Below are 21,784 nucleotides of genomic sequence, written 5' to 3'. Positions count from 1 at the left end.
AAAAAATGGAAAATTTAAAACACACACCAGCAACGCAATTACTTCGTAACAGTTTAGATACATTTTTATCAAAAGACATGAAAGCATGGTCAGATCTTTGTGCCGAAGATGTCGTTGCTGAATTCCCTTTTGCTCCAGAAGGTACACAAGCACGATTTGAAGGACGAGAATCGCTTTATGCTTATTTAAAAGACTATCCGAGTTTTATTGATGTGAAGTCAATACCAACATTAAAAATTATTGGAACTGATGATGAAAACGTTGCCATTGCTGAGTGGAGCGCATCAGGCGTTGTAATTGGAAACGGAAATCCATATGAAATGAGTTATGCTACATTTGTAACTTTTAAAGATGAACTTATCGTAAACTACAGAGAATATTGGAATCCTCAAGCTTTTATGAAAGCCATGAGTGGTGGAAGTTTTGCAAATGAATAAAACTTTTTGCCCTAACTTATTTTTAAAGCTCCGCAAATGTCTTCTGACTTTGCGGTTTTTTTTATACATTAGCTAAAACAAATAACCTACAGACTTAATATTTAGTTACTTTCAAAACGGCACAACTTTTGAAAACATTAGGAAAAAATAACAAATGAATTTAGAAACTATTTTATCAATTTGCCTCGGAATCGGATTAGCTTCTGCCTCAGGATTTAGAGTATTCTTACCTGTTTTCGCATTGAGTTTGGCGTCTTATTTTAATGTAATTCCGCTGAATGAAAGTTGGGCTTGGATTGGTGGTTTGCCAGCATTAATAAGCTTTGGTGTAGCCATGATTTTTGAAATATTTGGCTATTACATTCCGTTTATTGATAATTTATTGGATACTATTGCAACGCCATTAGCAGCCATTGCCGGATTTATAGTCATGGCTTCCACTATGGTCGATATTTCGCCAACAATGACCACAATTTTAGCTATTATTGCAGGAAGTGGTTCGGCAACTGCATTTCAAGGATTAACAACCACAACGCGATTAGCATCATCAGTAAAAACAGCAGGTTTAGGAAATCCAGTGGTTTCCACTGCCGAAACTGGAACTGCAATCACGCTAAGTTCACTCGCAATTTTCCTTCCAATACTTGCAATTATCCTCGTAGTTATTATCTTTGGAATAATTTATTGGATATTTAAAAAACTTAAAAAATAGCTTTGCGCCTTTGCGTCTTAGCGGCAAATTAATATGAAAGTCATCGCCGTAATTCCAGCTCGTTATGCTTCAACACGTTTTCCTGCTAAATTAATGCAAGATTTAGGAGGAAAAACTGTAATCCTTAGAACGTATGAAGCTGCAAAAGAAACCAATCTTTTTGACGATGTTTTTGTAGTTACGGATTCCAATTTAATTTTTGACGAAATAGTTTCCAACGGCGGAAAAGCCATCATGTCTATAAAAGAACACGAAAGTGGAAGCGATAGAATTGCCGAAGCAGTTGCGAACTTAGATGTTGATATTGTTGTAAATGTTCAAGGCGACGAACCTTTTATCAACAAAGAACCATTAGAAAAAGTTATCGAAGTCTTTAAAAATGATGCTGATAAAAAAGTAGATTTAGCTTCGTTAATGCGTGAAATATCCAATGAAGATGACATAAATAATCCAAATAATGTGAAAGTTGTTGTTGATCAAAACGGCTTTGCATTGTACTTTTCACGTTCGGTAATTCCTTATCCAAGAGAAGTTAAAGTAGGCGTTCGTTATTTTCAACATATCGGAATTTATGCGTTTCGCAAACAAGCACTTTTAGATTTCTACTCACTTCCAATGAAATCGTTAGAAGCTTCCGAAAAATTAGAACAATTACGCTATTTAGAATTTGGAAAACGAATCAAAATGGTGGAAACTACTCACGTTGGCATCGGAATTGACACACCTGAAGATTTGGAAAAAGCTAGAAAGATGCTCTAGTTATCTTAGTTTTTTGATGGTAAAAAGTTCGTTATGAACTTCAACTTTTGGATACATCCGAATAGAGTAATTTCCATCAAATTTCTTTTTATAATCTATATTTCGTATTCTATCTTTTTCATTGATAACCATGGTGTTAAAAAGAATAAATCCTTCTACATTAAGTAAAAAATTGATTCTATTGATAAAAAAATCTTCAAAAAGAAAATTAGGCATTTTAGTATCTTGAAAAATGTCGATGATGATTAAATCATATTTATTTTTAGTTTTTAAAACAAATTCAAACGCATCATCAACAATTAATTCTAGGTTTGAAATTTCGTTTAATTTGAAATATTTATTTGCAATTTCAACAATTTCTTTGTCAATTTCAACACCAGTAATTTGACCTTTAAATTTGACTTCGTTTACTAAAGTTTTAATCACACTTCCACCAGCAACTCCAAGAATAAGGATATTATCAAATTTTTTAATTCTTTCATATCCAATGTATTTCAGTCCTTTTTTTAAGATTCGCTGTAAACTTCCATAAGAATAATTAGTGTTTTTAGAGTCTAAAACTAACTCACCATTGTTCCAGGTAACTTCTAGTGTTTTGCTGATACTAGAATTTTTCTTGTAAATATTAATAGGAAGAAAGTAACTGAAGATTTTGGCAAGCATAATATTTATTTTCTCAAATGTAACAGAATAATCATAAATTTACGCAAAATATTTCAAATGAAGAAACGACTTTACGAATTTATTTTTCTCAAATTAATGGGATGGAAAATATCAGGAAGTTTTGATGAAAACATCAAAAAATCAGTTATTGCCGTAATGCCTCATACGTGTAATTTTGATTTTTTTATTGGCTTGTTTGTGAGAGGAATAGCAAATCAAGAAATGAATTTTGTTGGTAAAAAAGAATTATTCGTTTTTCCTTTTGGATATTATTTTCGTTCCATTGGTGGTGCTGCATTAGATAGAAGTGGCGGAAAAAATTTAGTCGATTCTATTGTTGATATTTATAATAGTCGTGAAGTTTTTCGTTTAGGCATTGCTCCAGAAGGTACTAGAAAAAAAGTAACAGAACTTAAAACAGGTTTCTATTACATAGCGTTAAAAGCTAAAGTGCCTATCATTCCTGTTGCTTTTGATTATAGTAAAAAAGAAGTGAAAATTGGATCACCTATATATCCATCAGGAAATTTAGATGAAGATATGAAAATTTATTTTGAATTTTATAAAGGTGTTCAAGGAAAATTTCCAGAAAGACAATTTATTTAATTTTTTTTTCAAACTTTTAAAACCATAAATATTCTCTTCTCGTAAATACCTGTAAATAACAAAAAAAAACAAGTATTTATGAAAACAAATTTTTTAATTGCCGCACTCGTATCAGTATCATTTTTTTCATGTTCAGATGATGACTCAAAAGGAAAAAGTGACTTTAAACTTTTTACATCGAGTAACACTTCAGGAAAAGTTACAATTAGTGATTTATCATTAACAACTCCTTCTGTAATGAGTTTTACAATTCCTTCAATGGATACTGATGGTGTTTTTTATGATAATGAATCAGATGAAATTATATTAGCTTCACGTACAAATAATGTATTAGAAGCCTATGGGAATATTGAAGAAGCTATGATGAATGCTTCAACTTCATTGTCTTTGAGTTATGCAAGTACTTCAAACTTTAATAACCCAAGAGAAGTTGCTGTTTCAGGTGATAAAGTGGTTGTAACACAAGATCAAAATGCAGCTAACTCAAACACTAACAAATTATTAGTTTATCAAAAAACAGCAACTGGATTTACTTTATTAAACGATTACACAGTTAATTTTAAAAATTGGGGAATCTTTTTAAATGGAAACACACTTTATGCAACAGCAGATTTAACAGGTGATATCGTTGTTTTTGAAAATTTCTTTTCAAATGCTAATGGACCAATAACTCCAACAAAAAGATTTACAGTTGAAGGTTTAGTGAGAACACACGGAATTTTCTTTTCTGCTAAAGATAATAGAATGATTTTAACAGATGTTGGAGCAGCGACATCAGATTCAGATGGTGGTTTAATTGTGATAAACAACTTTACATCAGTGTTAAGTGCAACCGCAAATTTAGGAACAATTCCAGTGTCAAGTCAAGTTAGAGTTTATGGTCCAAATTCTTCATTAGGAAATCCTGTAGATGTTACTTACGATTATAAAACAGAAAATATATATGTAGCAGAACGTTTAAATGGAGGTGGAAAATTACTAACATTTGCTTTACCTACAGCTACAGCAGATGCAAACCCTAGTGCATCACGAATGGAAGCAGGAATTAGTAGTGTTTATCTTTTAAGAAAATAGATTAATTTTTTTGGTTAAGTTTTGTTTTAAAACCTTCAATAGTTATTATTGGAGGTTTTTTTTGTAGGCAAATAATTCAAGTTGATTACATTTGTAGTAAATTTATTTTATGGATTACATTGAATTACATAAACAATACAAAGCCAATTCCCTTTTTGGGAGATACATCACTTTAACAGATATTGAACCACTTTTATCAAAGCTTCAAACAGAAGTTATTGGAGCTTCAGTTTTAGGAAAACCAATCTATAAATACGAAATAGGAACTGGGAAAATCAGAGTTTTCATGTGGTCGCAAATGCATGGAAATGAAAGTACTACAACTAAAGCATTGTTTGATTTTTTCAACTTAATTCATTCACAAGAAGCAATAGGAACGAAGTTACTTCAAGAATTTACTTTTTGTTTTCTTCCAATGGTAAATCCTGATGGCGCTGAATTATACACTCGTGAAAATGCTAATAAAGTAGATTTGAATCGAGATTCTGTCGATTTATCGCAGCCTGAAAGTCAATTACTTCGTAAAACATTTGAACATTTCAAACCTGATTTTTGTTACAATCTTCACGATCAAAGAACCATTTTTGGAGCAGGTAATGAAGGAAATGTTGCAACAGTTTCTTTTTTAGCGCCAGCTTTTAATGAAACCCGAGATGTAAATGATGTTCGTACTAAAGCAATGAATGTTATTGTTGCAATGAATGACGAACTTCAAAAACATATTCCCAATCAAGTTGGACGTTTTGATGACGGATTCAATATCAATTGTATAGGTGATAGGTTTACGTCACTAAATGTTCCCACAATTTTATTTGAAGCAGGACATTATCAAGACGATTATTATAGAGAATATACTCGAAAAATGATTTTTATATCCTTAATATCAGGATTAAAGTATATTTACGAAAACGATATAGTTAATAATGATATTGCAAAATATTTGTCAATTCCTCAAAATAATATCGTTTTTTATGATTTTCTTTATAAAAACATCAAAATAAATTATGATGGTAAAGAAATTATCACGAATTTTGCTGCACAATACAAAGAAGAACTTATTGATGGAAAAATCCAATTGAATGCTTACATAGTTGAGATTGGAGAATTGAAAGGAAAGTTTGGACATTATTTGTATAATGCACACAAAATGCGCTACACAGATGACGAACAGAATATTCCGAAATTAAATCAAAAAGCTAATTTTTATTTAGGAAATGACATTAAATTTGTTAATGGATTAAAAAAATAATATTATTTTTTGTTTTTTACTAAATAAAATGTATTAATTTGTATTGTAAAACAAAACAATAAATTAAAGTTAGTAATTATGAGTAAGTTTCGTTTAGATGAAGTAGATCACCAAATCCTTGATATGTTGATTGACAACACAAGAGTTCCATTTACAGATATCGCAAAAAAATTATTAATTTCTGCAGGAACAGTACACGTAAGAGTAAAGAAAATGGAAGATGCAGGAATCATTATGGGTTCATCATTGACTTTAGACTATGAAAAATTAGGATATTCATTTATTGCTTATGTTGGTGTTTTCTTAAACAATACCTCTCAAACTAAATTTGTTTTAGAGAGAATTAACGAAATTCCATTCGTAACGGTTGCTCATGTAACAACAGGAAAGTTCAACATTTTCTGTAAAATTAGAGCTAAAGATACAAAACACGCTAAAGACGTTATTTTCATGATTGATGACATCGAAGGTGTTTACAGAACGGAAACAATGATTTCACTTGAGGAAAGTATCAACGACAAAAAACGTTTGATGCACACTATTTTCAAAGACATTTAATTTTCTAATGAAAATCATTTATACAAACCTCAAGTTTTTTGCTTGAGGTTTTTTTTGTATATTTAGATTCAAATTATTAAAATGAAAAATAAGTTTTTGATTGTTTTATTCTTTGTAATAAGTGTTTCGCTATTCTTTCAATTTTCGACTAAATCTGATAATGATTTTGTTACTTATTCTGTTAATACTTCTAAATCAAAACTTTCATTTTATTGGAAAAATAATGATCATGAAATTTTCGGAAGCATTGATAAACTAAGAAACTGGTTGTCAAAAAATAATAATCAATTGATTTTTGCCACAAATGGTGGAATGTATAAGAAAGATCAATCTCCACAAGGTTTATTTATTGAAAACGGAATTGAAAAAACACCAATTGATACATCAAATGCAAAAGGAAATTTTTACATGAAACCTAACGGAGTTTTTTATTTGACCAATTCTAATAAGGCATTTGTTTGTAAAACTGAAGATTTTCATAATGATAAAAGCATAAAATTTGCAACACAATCTGGACCAATGTTGGTTATTGATGGTCAAATTCATAACGCTTTTAATAAAAAATCTACAAATTTAAACATAAGAAATGGAGTAGGAATATTGCCTAATAATGAAGTGCTTTTCGCTATGTCAAAAAAAGAGATAAACTTTTATGAATTTGCTGATTTTTTCAAAAGCAAAGGATGCAAAAATGCTTTATATTTAGATGGATTTGTATCCAGAACCTATTGCCCAAAAGAAAATTGGGAACAAATAGATGGAAATTTTGGAGTTATAATTGCAGTTACTAAAAATTAAAATTACTATGTATACCTTACCAAAAATAGAGCGTTTCAATCAAAACGTATTATCTAAATACCACATTTACAATAGTGTATTTATAACTTTACCCTTTGATGCTATTGATAATACTGGAGTTTTATTGCCGCTTTTTAGTGAAGTTTGTGATAACGGATTCAAAAATAATTTATCTCCAATTGAAATTGTAAATTCATTTTCGCAGAAGTATTTAGACAATGTTTCTGAAGAAGAAAAGATCAGTTTGATGTTTCGCTTCATTCAATATGTAGAACGCCAAATTGTACTTTTTGATGCTATTGAAGATGCTGCTTTTCCTATGGTAAACAACATGGAAGGAAAAGGTTCACTTCGTGATGTAAAAGAACGTGCTGATACTAAAGAACTTAAACAGGAATTGTTATCTTTTTTAGAAGATTTCAATATTCGTACAGTTTTAACAGCACATCCAACACAATTTTATCCTGGTTCTGTTCTAGGAATAATCACCGATTTAACCGATGCCATTCGCGAAAATGATTTGAGTAAAATAAAACAACTTTTGGCGCAATTAGGAAAAACACCTTTCATTAAAAAAGAAAAGCCAACACCTTTTGATGAAGCCGTGAGTTTGATTTGGTATCTTGAGAATGTTTTTTATCAAACAACTGGTGAAATGGTGCAATTCATTCAGAAGAATATTTTTAAGGATAAACCGATTTCTAATTCCATAATAAATTTGGGATTTTGGCCTGGTGGCGATAGAGACGGAAATCCATTTGTAACTACAGAAATCACGTTGAAAGTTGCAGATAGATTGCGAACATCTGTTTTAAAATGTTATTATTCTGATATAAGAAAGTTGAAAAGAAAATTGACTTTTTCAGGAATTGATATCATAATTTCTGATGTTGAAAATAAATTATATCGTTCTGTATTTTATTCAACTGGAACTATATACATAACTTTATCAGAACTAAAAGATAAACTAAATGAAATCAAGTTACTTTGTATAGAAAAACATCAATCACTGTATTTAGATGAGATTAACGATTTGATAAATAAAGTCAATTTATTCGGATTTCACTTTGCTTCTTTAGACATTCGTCAGAATAGTAAAATTCACAATAAAGTAATTAAAACCATTTTTGATTCCTTCGGAATGGGCAACGATGATTTTAAGAATTACTTTTCGTATTCAACTGAAAAAAGAATGGAATTGCTAACGACTATCTCAGGAAGCATTTCTTCAGATTTGTTTGTTGATGAAATTACAAAGCAAACTCTTGATTCTATTTTTGCTATTAAGAAAATACAAGAAAATAATGGTGAACTAGGAGCGAACCGTTACATCATTTCTAACAATGAAAGTGCGTTGAATGTTTTGGAAACCTTTGCTTTATTCAAATTATGCAATTGGGAAAAACCATCGGTAGATATTGTTCCGTTATTTGAATCGATTGATGATTTGAAAGATGCTGACAAAATTATGGAGCAATTGTACACTAATAAAGAGTATGCAGCACATTTAAAAAATCGAGGTAACAAGCAAACCGTTATGTTAGGTTTTTCTGACGGAACCAAAGACGGCGGTTACTTGATGGCAAATTGGGGAATTTACAAAGCCAAACAAACCATAACAACGATTTCTAGAAAATACGGAATAAAAGTAATCTTCTTTGATGGTCGTGGTGGTCCGCCAGCTCGTGGTGGTGGAAAAACACATAAATTTTATGCGTCGTTAGGTTCAGAAATTGAGAATCAAGAAATTCAGTTGACAGTTCAAGGTCAAACGATTAGTTCAAATTTTGGAACAACAGAATCGTGTCGTTATAATTTAGAAAATCTTTTAAGTGCAGGAGTTTCTAATCAAGTTTATAAAAAAGATGAAATTAACTTGTCGAATTCTGATAAAGAAATCATTGATGAACTTTCTGAAATTGGATACCAAAAATATTTAAGTTTTAAAAATCATCCAAAGTTCATTCCTTATTTGGAGCAAATGAGTACATTGAATTATTATTCTAAGACCAATATTGGAAGTCGTCCATCAAAAAGAAATGCAAGCGATAGTCTAGATTTTGCTGATTTGCGCGCAATTCCTTTTGTAGGTTCGTGGAGTCAGATGAAGCAAAATGTTCCAGGTTTTTTTGGAGTTGGTTCCGCTTTAAAACATTTTGAAACCACTAATCAATGGGAAAAAGTACAATCGCTGTTTGATACGTCTTTATTTTTCAGAACGTTATTAGAAAACAGTATGATGTCATTGGCAAAATCATTCTTCCCATTAACGCAATACATGAAAAACGATGCTGATTTTGGTGATTTTTGGCAAATAATTTTTGATGAGTTTCAAGAAACCAAACGTTTATTACTAAAAATTGCAGGACACAAAGAACTCATGGAAAATTATCCTGACGGAAAAGCTTCAATTAAAATGCGTGAAGATATTGTGTTACCATTGTTAACGATTCAGCAATATGCTTTGATGAAAATTAACGAAATCAAAAAGGGTAGAAGTGATGCTAAACTTTTAGAAGTATATGAAAAATTAGTAATGCGTTCCTTGTTTGGAAATACAAATGCTAGTAGGAATTCGGCTTAAATTATGAAGATTACGTATAGAAATTACTTTTTACTTTTGTTGCTGATAACAATAATATGGATTTTTTTAGGAGAAGAATATCATAATAATTTTGCAACATTAGTTTTGTATTTTTTAGGTTTTCCAGTATATGTTTTTCTTTATTTTAAAAATCTTGGTGCTTTTAGTGATAAATTAAGATTAAGTGATCCAATTTTATTTAAGAAAAATTGTGTTCAAATAGGTTTTTTTAAGGATGAAATGATTCACGCAATTAATCTTTTTAATAATCCTGATTTTGAAAAATTAACAGATGAAGAATTAAAAAAGCATTATAAATTAACAAGAAGTGCTATTAAATATATTGCTTTAATTTTCTTGTCATTTCCAATATTAACTATATTTTTGATTTTGATAAAATTATAACCAATGAAACCAACCCAACTAAACCCAAACGAATACGCACCATTTTATGCAAATTACATTGCACAAGTTTCTGATGAATATACTTTGTTAGAAGAATTAGAAATTTCTTTACATCGCTACATTAAATTTGTGCAAGACATTCCGATGGATAAATTTGACTACAGTTATGCTGAAGGAAAATGGACTATTAAAGATATTATTCAGCACACGATTGATGCCGAAAGAGTTTTTGCCTACAGAGCTTTACGTTTTGCAAGAAATGATAAAACCGAATTACCAGGTTATGAAGAAGACGATTATGCAAACGAAGCAAGCGGAAACAAAAGAAGCATCATGGATTTATTAACGGAGTTTTCAGCTGTTCGTCATGCAACGATGTTGTTATTCAAGTCATTCAATGAAGAACAATTGCTACTAATTGGTTCTGCAAACAACAATCCAATGTCGGTTAGAGCTTTAGGATTTATAATTATTGGTCATCAAAATCATCATCAAAGAGTTTTTGAAGAAAGATATTTGTAATGGGTTAGAAGTTAGAAGTAGGAAGTTAGAAGAATTATTATAAAAAGTAAAGCAGTTTTCAAATGAAAACTGCTTTACTTTTTATGCTTGTATATTTAAAAAACTTCGAGCTTCAAACTTCGAGCTTCAAGCTTTTATTTATTCTTCGTCGTCTTCGTCGTCAAAATTATCTGAAGATTCAAAATCATCGTCGTCATCATCATCGTCATCATCAGATCCACCTTTGTCTTTTAGTAAATCTTCTTCTACATCGTCGTCGTCACTTGCAGCATCTTCATCATCGTCTAAACCAGCAACTGGAATAATTGGTTCAATTACTGCATCTAAATCATCGTCTTCATCAAATTTCTCCATTCTGCTTGCAAGTTTAGTACTTACTTTTACTAAATAAATAGTGTCTTCAGTTCTAACTTCTACAGCTTCAACAAGTTCGTTTTGAGCATTTCTGAAACGGATAATATCACTATCGTCATATCCTTCAGGAAATTTCTCAACTAATAAGTTTAAAATATCGCCAGTTAGCTTAGCATAATCAACAATAACTCTTCTCATAAATGTATTTTATTGGTCTAATAAATATGCAAAAATTAATGGAGCAACAATGGTTGCATCCGACTCAATGATGAATTTTGGAGTATGAATATCTAATTTACCCCAAGTAATTTTTTCATTTGGAACCGCACCAGAGTACGAACCATAACTAGTTGTAGAATCAGAAATCTGACAGAAATAACTCCAAAAAGGAATATCGTGCATTTCCATATCTTGGTATAACATTGGAACTACACAAATAGGAAAATCTCCTGCAATTCCACCACCAACTTGGAAGAAACCAACACCTTTACCACCAGAATTTTTAGGATACCAATCAGCTAACCACATCATGTATTCAATACCACTTTTCATTGTAGTAGGTTTGAATTCACCTTTGATGCAGTAAGATGCAAAAATATTACCCATAGTACTATCTTCCCAACCTGGAACTACAATTGGAAGGTTTTTTTCTGCCGCAGCAACCATCCAAGAATCTTTAGGATCAATTTCGTAGTATTGTTTTAAAACACCAGAATTAATCATTTGGTACATAAATTCATGTGGGAAATATCTTTCTCCTTTTGAATCGGCATTGTTCCAAATATCGTATAAATGTGATTGTAATCTTCTGAAAGCTTCCTCTTCAGGAATACAAGTATCAGTAACTCTATTGTAGTGATTTTCTAATAAATCCCATTCTTCTTGAGGAGATAAATCTCTGTAGTTTGGAACTCTTTTGTATGAATTGTGAGCAACTAAATTCATAATATCTTCTTCAAGATTAGCTCCAGTACATGAAATAATGTGTACTTTATCTTGACGAATCATTTCTGCTAGCGATTTTCCTAACTCAGCAGTACTCATTGCACCAGCTAAAGTTATCATCATTTTTCCATTTTCTAGTAAATGTTGCTCATATCCTTTGGCAGCATCTACTAAAGCAGCTGCATTGAAATGAAGATAATTCTTTTCAATAAACTGACTTATTGGTCCTTTGCTCATTTTGTGTATTTAATGTTTATGATTGTAGTTTGGGATTTCAAAGTAAAACTTTTTTTTGAAAACTTCAAACTGTTTTATTTATTATTTATTATATCCTAAGATTTTCAAAACATCTTCTGAAGTCTGTTGTTCAGAAAATACTTCGGTTGCTATAATTCCATTTTTATCTCTATCAATTAAAATGTGTTTTGGTTGAGGAATCAAACAGTGATGCAATCCACCAAATCCACCAATGGTTTCTTGATATGCACCAGTATTAAAAAATCCTATATATAATGGTTTCTCTTTATTGTATTTTGGCAAATAAATAGCATTCATATTTTGTTCAGAATTGTAATAATCATCACTATCACAAGTCATTCCGCCAAGTAAAACTCTTTCATAAGTGTCATTCCATCTGTTTACGGCAAGCATAATAAATCGTTTGTTGATTGCCCAAGTATCAGGTAAAGTAGTAATGAATGAAGAGTCAATCATGTTCCAAGCTTCTCTATCATTTTGTTGTTTTTGATACAATACTTGATAAATTGCTCCACCAGATTCACCAACGGTAAACGAACCAAATTCTGTAAAAATATTTGGTACATCAACTTCAGCTTCTTCACAAGCAATTTTTATTTGATTGATAATTTCGTCAATCATGTATTGATAATCATATTCAAATGCAAGAGAGTTTTTTATTGGAAAACCTCCACCAATATTCAATCCATCAAGCGTTGGACATTCTTTTTTAAGTTGGATGTAAACTTTGATACATTTTACTAATTCATTCCAGTAGTAAGCCGTATCATTTATTCCAGTATTAATAAAAAAGTGAAGCATTTTCAACTCCAATCTATCATTTTCTTGAATTTGTTTTTTATAAAATTGAACTATGTTTTTATATCCAATTCCTAGACGAGACGTGTAAAACTCAAATTTTGGTTCTTCTTCGGCTGCAATTCTAATTCCGATTTTAAATTTACCTTTAATCTCTGCTTGAAGCAAATCTAATTCCTCATAATTATCAATTATTGGAATTGTATTTTTATGACCATTATTAATTAATCTTGCAATATTGGTGACATATTGATCTCTTTTAAAACCGTTGCAAATTACATAGGTACTTTTGTTGATTTTACCATTTTCTAATAAATTTTCAACAATATTGATATCAAAGGCTGATGAAGTTTCAACGTGAATATTATTTTTAAAAGCTTCACTCATAATATATTCAAAATGAGAACTTTTTGTACAATAACAATAATAATATTTACCTTCATAATTATTTTTTTCCATTGCATTTCGGAACCAATTTTTAGCTCTTTTAATGTTGTTAGAAATTTGAGGTAAATAAGTGAATTTTAAAGGAGTGCCATATTGCTCGACCAATTTCATTAAATCAATGTTGTGAAAAAGTAATTCACTGTCTTTGTTTAAAGTAAATTCTTCCTGCGGAAAATAATAAGTTTGATTAATTAGGTCGAAATATTTTGTATTCATTGAATTTTGGGATTTTAAAAGATTAAAAAAAAACTACGCTAATCTTTTGTTTTCAAACCCTAATATTGGCATAAACTATAGGAAGTTTTTCAGTTTCTGACTTGAATAGCTCTAAAAATAATCCTAAAATTGTCCTTATCGATGTTAAAAAAGTAACACACAGTACTTGAAAACCTGAATTGGTTTTTAGCGTGAAAGTGCTATTAGTAGTAGTGTTCGTATTATTTTTCATCACGACAAATGTAAAAAATAAAATTACCGAATTGCAATATTTTTTATAAAAATATCTTATGATTTATAATCGATAAAACTATTAATAATTAATTCATTTTCAGCCGATTGATTTATGATGGTTTTTCCAATACCATTTATTAAGGCAAATTGTACTTTTCCATACTCATTTTTCTTATCGTGGATGAGTAAATTTTGAATGGAAACGATGTCCTCATCAGTAAAATTATGTTGGTCATAAAGGTTGGTGATGTTGTACTTAATTTGATAAAAATCTTCTTTGGAAAGCAATCCTTTTTCTTTTGAAATATAACTTTCTAAAATCATACCAATTGCAATAGCTTCTCCATGCAAAAGTGGTGTTTCCGATTCTAAAAAATGACTTTCAATAGCGTGACCAAGTGTATGACCAAAATTCAACGCTTTTCGGATACCATTTTCAGTTGGATCTTGTTTAACAATTTCGTTTTTAATTTCAATTGAGCGATAAATTAAAGCATCAAAATCGGCAAAATCAATTTGTGATAAATCTAGAAATTGTTCCCAATATTTTTTGTCATAAATCAATCCGTGTTTTAACATTTCTGCTAATCCAGAACGCATTTCTTTTTGTGACAAAGTTTCAAGAAAATCAGTTGAAATTAATAGCATTTTAGGTACATTAATTACACCAATTTGGTTTTTTAAGTTTCCTAAATCAACGCCATTTTTACCTCCAATTGAGGCATCCACCATTCCTAATAAAGTTGTTGGGACATTTATAAAATCTATTCCTCTTTTAAAAGTGGAAGCAATAAATCCGCCAATATCTGTTATTACACCGCCACCAAGATTGATTATTAAACTTTTTCTGTCTGCACCAAGATCAGATAGAATAGACCAAATTTCGACACAAGTTGTAATATTTTTTATTTCTTCACCTGCTTCAATTTCAATAATTTCAATTGGAATTTCTGTAGCTAAATTTGGAATGAATTTTGGCAAACAAAAGTCATTTGTATTTTCATCTACAATAATAAAAATGGAGGAATAATTGTTTTTAGAAATTGTTTCATTCAAATTATTATATCCTTCATCATTGAAGAAAATTTCATAATTATTGGCTTGTATTTTGTTTAGTTGATGTGTCATTTATTTACAGTAAGTATTTGCAATTTCAATAGCAGATTGATAGTTTTTAGATTTGGCAATATTCAAAAATTCGCAGGCTTTTTTTCTGTCTCCATTTGAATTAAAATAGGCAACTCCAATATAATATTCAGTTTTGCCATCATTTAACGTTGGACTGTTCAATGCCTTTTTTAAACTTTCGATTCCTTTTGAATAATTTTTTAGCATGATATTACAAATGCCAATATTTTGATGAATTATAGCATTGTTTGGAGTTTCAAGTAGTGCTTTTTCATAATTTTCTAAAGCCAAATCAAATTTCTTTTCTATTCCATATTTTTCTGCTATGGCAAGATAATTGACTTTTTGAATTTCCGGTTTTTGAGTTTCATTATTTGGCTTTGTACTTTGAATCGTTTTAGAATCAGCAACTCTTTTTAAACGTAAATTTATAATTGAATCAACATTTAGATAAGGTTTTCCGTTATTATATTTTTTTACATAATTATAAGCTTCTTCAATCTCTTTAGGATTATTTCTTGCTTTTACGGAAGCCATGTAATTGATATAAAATGTTTTATATAAGGGAAACATATCAAAACATTTCTTGAAATATTTGTGAATACTATCATTATTTTTCTGTTTTAAATAAAGATTGGAAAGTTGATATTCTGTATCCATCAAATAAGGATTATCTTTTTTTGATTCTTTTAATAAATTTAAAGCTTCAGATTCGTTATTTTCTTTAATTAAGTACTTTGCTTTAATAGCTTTTATTGAGTTTCCAAATTCACTTAAATTTGGATAATCAGGAACTATTTTATCAACTTCATCATAACTCATTGCCATCGAATTTTCATCAGCAAAAATTTTATTTTGACCAACTAATGATTTAAAATACAATATGTTTGAGTATACTAGTACACAACTTACAACAGCTATTGGAAGAATAAAATAATTTGAAGGTATAGATTTTGAATTGAATTTGGTACTATTCAAAAACCAAAAAAGAATAATTGCAAAATGAATTTGTGTTATAGGTCTTTGAATTGGAAAATTTAAAAGTGAATCTAATCCAAAAGCTAAAATTGAAATTAAGACTACAAATGAAATCCATTTTTGTTCTTCAGAGTTTTCTTTATTTGTTACTGTTTTAAAACTATAAAAAACAGCTAAAAAGAAAATCAATAAATAGACCAACATATTTATAAAACCAGTTTCAGCAGCAATTTGTAGAAAGTCATTGTGTGACTGTTTTGAAATTGCCCAATAGTTTCTATGCTTACTTTCATAAGGTATTGACTCAATTTTGTAGCTTCCAAGTCCTTTTCCTAGAATTGGATTTTCTTTAGCTATTTGAAAAGTATTTTCCCAAAGCGAAAAACGATTTCCTGAAATATCTTCTTTTTTTGAAGTCAAATTATTGTTTGAAGCAACAAGTTCTGTTGGATTTTCAGATTTTTTAGAAGCAAATTTTAGATTTACAAATGAATATGAAATAATTACTGTTAATAGGAGCAAAGCAAAATTTTTCAAATTTGATTTCAATTGTTTCGAAATTACCAGAAACCCAACCAGAGCGATTAAAAATAAACTTACACTGATTAAGTTAGTTCTCGATTCGGTTATAAAAATCACTATTGTGCTTAAAAAAATTGTAAGCAAAAAGAAATATCTTTTAATGTTATTGTAATGAAAAAAACAATAAATAGCGAAAGGAATTTTAAGTGCAAACACAGAAGCTAATACGTTTTTGTTTCCCGTATTTCCTGATAAAATTGAATTTATCTGTTCAAAACTCAATACGTTTATGGAACTATAATATTTTACAAATATCATAAACGATTGGTAAAATAATATGATAGAAACTGCGACTGAAAAAGTTAAAAAATGAGATGACTTTTTTTGTGCTAAAATGCTAAGTAAGAATACAGAAGTAGCTGTAGTTAGTAATTTTACAAACGATACAATTCCTTCGATTTTATTTTGAGCAACAAAAATTGAAATTCCACATATTGCAGTAAAAATCAAATATAAAAGCGATACTTTATTTAATTTGACAGAATTAAATTCTAAAGTTTCTTTTTTATTGAAGTAAATAAAAGTACCAACACAAATATTGATGACAGAAATGAAAACCCATTGAATGCCAGAGATATCTAGTGCTGAAAACTTTGGCAAAAAATCAACCGATAAATACAAAAGCAACAATAAAACTATTATAAAACTTACCGTTTTTTTTGACTCACTTACATCAATATTTTCCTCAACTAATTGTACCTTTTTTTTCATAAAATGATTTTCAATTGCAACAAAAGTAATAAAATTGATTTTATATATAACCGATTTCTATTTTGTTGTAACATCTATTTTACTTTATTAAATTTTAAGTATTCATTAACAAATAATTGTTTACTTTTGTTTAATTAAAATATAAAAAAGTTAAACAAATTTATTTTGAAACCAATTACACCAATCACAGAAAAAGAAAATCTATCAGATATTCAAATCGATAGAATCATAGAAATGGCTTGGGAAGACAGAACTCCATTTGACGCCATAAAATTTCAATTCGGATTATCCGAAGCTGATGTAAAAGCATTAATGAAAAGAGAACTTAAGTTTAGCAGTTACAAATTGTGGCGTGAACGTGTAGAAAGTTCTAAAACTAAGCATGTTGCTAAAAGAGTTGAAGGTATTGATAGATTCAAATGTAATTTGCAACGTGCCATCACAAATAATAAAATTTCTAAAAGATAATAATGGAAAGCAAAAAGCCAGATAATGTAGTTTTTTCTGATGAAAAAGGTTACAACGCAAGTTTATTAACTTATTCAACAAGTGTTGGTGCGCCAGTGATTAAGATTGATGATGTGGTTTCATGGAAAAGCAGAAGCATTAACAATGTAAATAAAGAATTTGAAAATAAATTTAACGAGCTAAAAGAGCAATACGAAAGTTTAATGCGCGAGTATGAATGGAATGAATTGGTATACAATGCTAAATTTTCATTTGAACCAGTAATTGGCGAAATATATCATTTGTATGCTAATGATGACGGAACACATTCTCTATCGTTGATTGCTCCAAATGAATGGAATAAAGAACATATTGGTACCTTTAAACTAAACAGTGAAAGAAAGTGGATTCACCTGGCTTAAAATTATAAAATGGAAAAAAAATATATCGATAAATCGCAAATTGAATTGCTAGAAAAACAAAAACGTGTTCATTTAATTAACAGTTTAGGTGGTTTTAAAAGTGTCGCTCTTGTTGGAACTTCTGATAAAAATAAGAATACCAATTTGGCAATTTTTAGTTCCTTATTTCATATTGGAGCTAATCCGCCTTTAATTGGGATGATTTTTAGACCAAGTCCGCCAGAGCGAGATACAATGAGTAATATTCTTGAAACAGGTTTTTATACTGTAAATCATATCAACGAAGCAATTTATAGACAAGCACATCAAACTTCAGCAAGATACGACAAAAGCATCTCTGAATTTGATGTTACAGGTTTACAAACAGAATATAAAAATGATTTTTTTGCTCCATTTGTATCTGAAAGTCATATTCAATTAGGTGTAGAATTTAAAGAAAGAATAGATATTTCAATTAATAATACTACAATGATTATTGGAGAAATTATTCAAGTTTACATTCCAGAAAATTGCTTGCTCGAAGATGGATTTATCGATTTAGAAAAAGCAAACACCATTACTTGTTCTGGGTTAGATAGTTATCACAAAACTATTCAACTTGACCGATTGAGTTATGCAAAACCAGATAAAGAATTAACATCATTACTATAAAAAATTGACAAAAAAAGAAATCAATATTGTTTGGTTCAAACGTGATTTACGATTTACAGATCACGAACCTCTTTTTTTGGCAAGTCAGGAAGGATTACCAGTTTTATTTGTCTATTTTTTTGAACCATCAATAATGAGTTATGATGATTCGGATGTACGTCATTGGCGATTTATACATGAATCATTGCAGGAAATGCAAACTAAATTACAATCTATTTCTTCCAATATTTATTTCTTTCATAATGAAGCTGCAACTGTTTTTAATGAGTTGAATACTATTTACGATATAAAATCAGTTTTTTCGCATCAAGAAATTGGAAACAAAATCACTTTTGATAGAGATATTGCTATGCAAAAGTTTTTTGATGAAAATAAAATCAGATGGAAACAATCGCAAATGCATGGTGTAATAAGAAAGTTGAAATCAAGAAGTGATTGGGACAAACGTTGGGAGCAAGTTATGCGAGCTGAACCTAAATTGATTGACTTGAATGCTTTTAAAATAGAAAATTTAGAATCAGATTTTTATCAAAAGCTAAAAGGAAATGATCTTCCTATCGAAATTACAACTCGCAATAAAAATTTTCAACAAGGTGGCGAATATTGGGCTTGGCGCTATTTAGATAGTTTTGTAAAAGAACGATACGTAAATTATAGTAAACATATTTCTAAACCAAGTTTGAGTCGAACAGGTTGCAGCCGACTATCGCCTTATTTAACTTACGGAAATATCAGTATGCGAATGATTTACCAATATACGAATCAGCATTATGAATCTTCTAAAAACAAAAGGGCAATTTTAAATTTTGTTTCCAGATTGCATTGGCATTGTCATTTTATTCAAAAATTTGAAGATGAATGCCGAATGGAATTTGAAAACGCTAATCGTGCTTATGATTCTTTAATAAAACCAAAAAACGAAACTTATATTAAAGCTTGGCAAGATGGCAAAACCGGAGTTCCAATTGTGGATGCTTGTATGCGATGTTTAGTTCAAACAGGTTACATTAATTTCAGGATGCGAGCCATGGTGGTTTCGTTTTTTACCTTTAATTTATGGCAAGATTGGCGCGAATTACATTTTTTAGCACGTCAATTTTTAGATTATGAGCCAGGTATTCATTATCCACAATTGCAAATGCAATCAGGTACGACTGGAATCAATACGATTCGAATTTATAATCCTATAAAAAATTCGGAAGAACATGATACAGATGGAATTTTTATAAAAAAATGGATTCCTGAATTAGCTGAAGTTCCTTTAGAATTAATTCATGAACCATGGAAAATGAATCCTATTGAGCAGCAATTTTATCATTGCGAAATTGGAAAAGATTATCCATTTCCCATTGTAAATATTGAGGAAACTAGAAAAATGGCAAGTGATATTGTTTGGAGTTTCCGTAAAAAAGATTATGTCAAAGAAGAAGGAAAACGAATTTTGAAGAAACATGTGAGTAACCCAAATAAACCTAAAAATGCGAGGAGTAAAAAAACAAAATCTTCCCAATAAAACTTGTATTGTTTGTCAAAAACCATTCACTTGGCGCAAAAAATGGGAAAAAGTTTGGGATGAAGTGAAATATTGTAGTGATAAGTGTAGAATGAATAAAATTAAATAGCCGCAAATTCACAGATTATAAATATTAATCAGTGAATCAGTTGCAAATAAAAGTACAAATGTCAAAAACGTTACGATTAATTCTAGGTGATCAATTAAATAGCAATCATTCTTGGTTTAAAACTGTTGATGATTCCATTACTTATGTGATGATGGAAATTCGTTCTGAAACGGATTATGCTAAACATCATATTCAAAAAGTAGTTGGAATTTTTGCTGCAATGCAAAATTTTAAAAATGATTTATTATCTAATAATCATAAGGTTATATATATTCATTTGAATGATGACAATAACTTAAATTCATTTGATAAAAATGTTAAACATTTAATTTCAAAATATAATTTCACTCATTTTGAATACCAATTACCCGATGAATATCGAGTTGATTTGGATTTAAAAAACCTTTGTTCTTCTATTTCAATTTCAAGTACAGTTGTTGATTCAGAGCATTTTTTTTCTACAAGAAATGAATTGGGTGAATTCTTTAATGGAAAAAAAACTTTCTTGATGGAAAGTTTTTATCGAGCCATGCGAAAAAAACATAACGTCTTAATGGAAGGTGACAAACCATTAACTGGACAATGGAATTATGATGCTGAAAACCGACAAAAATTGCCTAAAAATCATAAACCAATTTTACCATTTGTTTTCTGTAATGATGTTTCCGAAATTTATAATGAAATTACAAAAACCGATGTAAAAACCATTGGAACTATTGATGCTAAAAATTTTGTTTGGCCAATAAACAGAGAACAATCACTTCAATTATTGGAATTTTTTGTGTCCGAATGTTTATCACTTTTTGGAAGCTATCAAGATGCAATGATGCCAAATGAATGGTCCATTTATCATTCAAGAATTTCATTTTCAATGAATGTCAAAATGATCTCACCACAAGAAGTTATTAATTCGGCTATTAAGGAATGGCAAAAGCGTCCAAACGAAATCGAATTTCATCAATTAGAAGGTTTTGTTCGTCAAATTATAGGTTGGCGCGAGTACATGCGTGGAATTTATTGGAACAAAATGCCTGAGTATGCCAGTATGAATTATTTCAATAATCAAGAAAAATTACCCGATTGGTTTTGGTCAGGAAATACAAAAATGAATTGCCTAAAAGATGCAATTAAACAATCGTTGAACTTTGCTTACGCGCATCATATTCAGCGACTTATGGTTACAGGAAATTTTGCGCTTTTAGCAGGAATTCATCCTGATGAAGTAGATGCATGGTATTTAGGAATTTACATTGATGCCTTTGAATGGGTTGAAATTACGAATACGCGAGGAATGAGTCAGTTTGCCGATGGCGGAATTGTAGGAACAAAACCTTATGTAAGTTCAGCCAGTTATATTGATAAAATGAGTCATTATTGTGGCACTTGTTTTTATAAAAAAGCATTGAAAACAGGCGAAAAATCATGTCCTTTCAATAGTTTGTATTGGAATTTTTATGATAGAAATGAAGATAAATTAGGGAAAAATCCTCGAATAGGCATGATGTATAATGTATGGCGAAAAATGAAACCCGAAGATAAAACAGCTATTTTGCAACAAGCTGATTATTGTTTGAAAAACATAAATGAATTGTAAAACTATTTGTTCCAAGTTTAAAACTGTAAA

Annotated in this window: 23 protein-coding genes; 17 read left to right on the top strand and 6 right to left on the bottom strand. The window is 29.8% G+C overall.

The annotated features are described in order from the left end of the window. The first annotated feature begins 5 nt into the window (after positions 1–5). The 3 genes from Q0049_RS05115 (at position 6) to kdsB (ending at position 1,908) form a co-directional block, all read left to right on the top strand. On the top strand, positions 6–437 hold the full coding sequence (locus tag Q0049_RS05115; RefSeq protein WP_298117281.1) for a nuclear transport factor 2 family protein: 432 nt from the start codon (positions 6–8) through the stop codon (positions 435–437). Between the two features lie 154 nt (positions 438–591). Then, complete coding sequence (locus Q0049_RS05110) at positions 592–1,149, top strand: DUF4126 domain-containing protein (RefSeq protein ID WP_298117279.1); 558 nt, start codon at positions 592–594, stop codon at positions 1,147–1,149. 33 nt (positions 1,150–1,182) lie between these two features. Beyond that, positions 1,183–1,908, top strand: a complete 726-nt coding sequence (gene kdsB, locus Q0049_RS05105; RefSeq protein WP_298117276.1) for a 3-deoxy-manno-octulosonate cytidylyltransferase — start codon at positions 1,183–1,185, stop codon at positions 1,906–1,908. On the opposite strand, the gene Q0049_RS05100 is transcribed toward kdsB, so the two are convergent. Then, the gene (locus Q0049_RS05100; protein WP_298117274.1) at positions 1,909–2,571 is read right to left on the bottom strand and encodes a spermidine synthase; all 663 of its coding nucleotides are present in this window, start codon (positions 2,569–2,571) and stop codon (positions 1,909–1,911) included. It abuts the gene before it with no gap. Positions 2,572–2,628: 57 nt separating this feature from the next. Here Q0049_RS05100 and Q0049_RS05095 point away from each other — a divergent pair, with 57 nt between their 5' ends. From Q0049_RS05095 to Q0049_RS05060, 8 genes are all read left to right on the top strand, one after another. Continuing rightward, positions 2,629–3,177: a 1-acyl-sn-glycerol-3-phosphate acyltransferase gene (locus tag Q0049_RS05095; RefSeq protein ID WP_298117272.1), complete on the top strand. Its 549-nt coding sequence runs from the start codon at positions 2,629–2,631 to the stop codon at positions 3,175–3,177. Between the two features lie 78 nt (positions 3,178–3,255). After that, positions 3,256–4,251, top strand: coding sequence for a hypothetical protein (locus Q0049_RS05090; RefSeq protein ID WP_298117270.1), 996 nt, complete (start codon positions 3,256–3,258; stop codon positions 4,249–4,251). A gap of 109 nt (positions 4,252–4,360) precedes the next feature. Further along, positions 4,361–5,500 (top strand): M14 metallopeptidase family protein, encoded by a 1,140-nt coding sequence (locus Q0049_RS05085; protein WP_298117268.1) that lies wholly within the window; start codon positions 4,361–4,363, stop codon positions 5,498–5,500. Between the two features lie 78 nt (positions 5,501–5,578). Further along, entirely contained in the window at positions 5,579–6,058 is a 480-nt protein-coding gene (locus Q0049_RS05080; RefSeq protein WP_035127172.1) for a winged helix-turn-helix transcriptional regulator, read from the top strand. An 81-nt stretch (positions 6,059–6,139) separates the two neighbouring features. Next, complete coding sequence (locus tag Q0049_RS05075) at positions 6,140–6,856, top strand: phosphodiester glycosidase family protein (protein ID WP_298117265.1); 717 nt, start codon at positions 6,140–6,142, stop codon at positions 6,854–6,856. Positions 6,857–6,863: 7 nt separating this feature from the next. After that, positions 6,864–9,440 carry a phosphoenolpyruvate carboxylase gene (locus Q0049_RS05070; RefSeq protein WP_298117263.1) on the top strand — a complete coding sequence of 859 codons (2,577 nt, stop codon included), beginning with the start codon at positions 6,864–6,866 and terminating at the stop codon, positions 9,438–9,440. A 3-nt stretch (positions 9,441–9,443) separates the two neighbouring features. After that, positions 9,444–9,845, top strand: a complete 402-nt coding sequence (locus tag Q0049_RS05065; RefSeq protein ID WP_298117261.1) for a hypothetical protein — start codon at positions 9,444–9,446, stop codon at positions 9,843–9,845. Between the two features lie 3 nt (positions 9,846–9,848). Next, positions 9,849–10,367, top strand: a complete 519-nt coding sequence (locus Q0049_RS05060) for a DinB family protein (RefSeq protein WP_298117259.1) — start codon at positions 9,849–9,851, stop codon at positions 10,365–10,367. 138 nt (positions 10,368–10,505) lie between these two features. On the opposite strand, the gene Q0049_RS05055 is transcribed toward Q0049_RS05060, so the two are convergent. From Q0049_RS05055 to Q0049_RS05035, 5 genes are all read right to left on the bottom strand, one after another. Then, positions 10,506–10,919, bottom strand: coding sequence for a DNA primase (locus Q0049_RS05055; protein WP_298117257.1), 414 nt, complete (start codon positions 10,917–10,919; stop codon positions 10,506–10,508). Between the two features lie 9 nt (positions 10,920–10,928). Next, positions 10,929–11,903 (bottom strand): deoxyhypusine synthase family protein, encoded by a 975-nt coding sequence (locus Q0049_RS05050; RefSeq protein WP_298117255.1) that lies wholly within the window; start codon positions 11,901–11,903, stop codon positions 10,929–10,931. An 81-nt stretch (positions 11,904–11,984) separates the two neighbouring features. Further along, on the bottom strand, positions 11,985–13,385 hold the full coding sequence (locus tag Q0049_RS05045; protein WP_298117253.1) for an arginine decarboxylase: 1,401 nt from the start codon (positions 13,383–13,385) through the stop codon (positions 11,985–11,987). A 288-nt stretch (positions 13,386–13,673) separates the two neighbouring features. Then, on the bottom strand, positions 13,674–14,747 hold the full coding sequence (gene aroB / locus Q0049_RS05040; RefSeq protein ID WP_298117251.1) for a 3-dehydroquinate synthase: 1,074 nt from the start codon (positions 14,745–14,747) through the stop codon (positions 13,674–13,676). Next, positions 14,748–17,018 carry an O-antigen ligase family protein gene (locus Q0049_RS05035; RefSeq protein ID WP_298117250.1) on the bottom strand — a complete coding sequence of 757 codons (2,271 nt, stop codon included), beginning with the start codon at positions 17,016–17,018 and terminating at the stop codon, positions 14,748–14,750. A gap of 165 nt (positions 17,019–17,183) precedes the next feature. Here Q0049_RS05035 and Q0049_RS05030 point away from each other — a divergent pair, with 165 nt between their 5' ends. Genes Q0049_RS05030 through Q0049_RS05005 form a run of 6 tightly spaced genes read left to right on the top strand, consistent with a single transcriptional unit; the run spans position 17,184 to position 21,754 of the window. After that, a complete protein-coding gene (locus Q0049_RS05030; RefSeq protein WP_298117248.1) occupies positions 17,184–17,486 on the top strand; it encodes a TIGR03643 family protein in 303 nt (100 codons plus the stop codon). Between the two features lie 2 nt (positions 17,487–17,488). Further along, positions 17,489–17,887, top strand: a complete 399-nt coding sequence (locus tag Q0049_RS05025) for a DUF2452 domain-containing protein (protein WP_298117246.1) — start codon at positions 17,489–17,491, stop codon at positions 17,885–17,887. Positions 17,888–17,896: 9 nt separating this feature from the next. After that, a complete protein-coding gene (locus tag Q0049_RS05020; RefSeq protein ID WP_298117244.1) occupies positions 17,897–18,538 on the top strand; it encodes a flavin reductase in 642 nt (213 codons plus the stop codon). A gap of 4 nt (positions 18,539–18,542) precedes the next feature. Further along, positions 18,543–20,051, top strand: coding sequence for a cryptochrome/deoxyribodipyrimidine photo-lyase family protein (locus Q0049_RS05015; RefSeq protein WP_298117242.1), 1,509 nt, complete (start codon positions 18,543–18,545; stop codon positions 20,049–20,051). Beyond that, entirely contained in the window at positions 20,017–20,160 is a 144-nt protein-coding gene (locus Q0049_RS05010; protein ID WP_298117240.1) for a DUF2256 domain-containing protein, read from the top strand. Before Q0049_RS05015 ends, Q0049_RS05010 begins: the two co-directional genes overlap by 35 nt. A 58-nt stretch (positions 20,161–20,218) precedes the next feature. Next, positions 20,219–21,754, top strand: a complete 1,536-nt coding sequence (locus Q0049_RS05005; RefSeq protein ID WP_298117238.1) for a cryptochrome/photolyase family protein — start codon at positions 20,219–20,221, stop codon at positions 21,752–21,754. The last annotated feature ends 30 nt before the right edge of the window (positions 21,755–21,784 follow it).

The sequence above is a fragment of the Flavobacterium sp. genome, from assembly GCF_027484205.1.
Classification (GTDB): domain Bacteria; phylum Bacteroidota; class Bacteroidia; order Flavobacteriales; family Flavobacteriaceae; genus Flavobacterium.
This window is presented reverse-complemented; position numbering and strand designations above follow the sequence as displayed.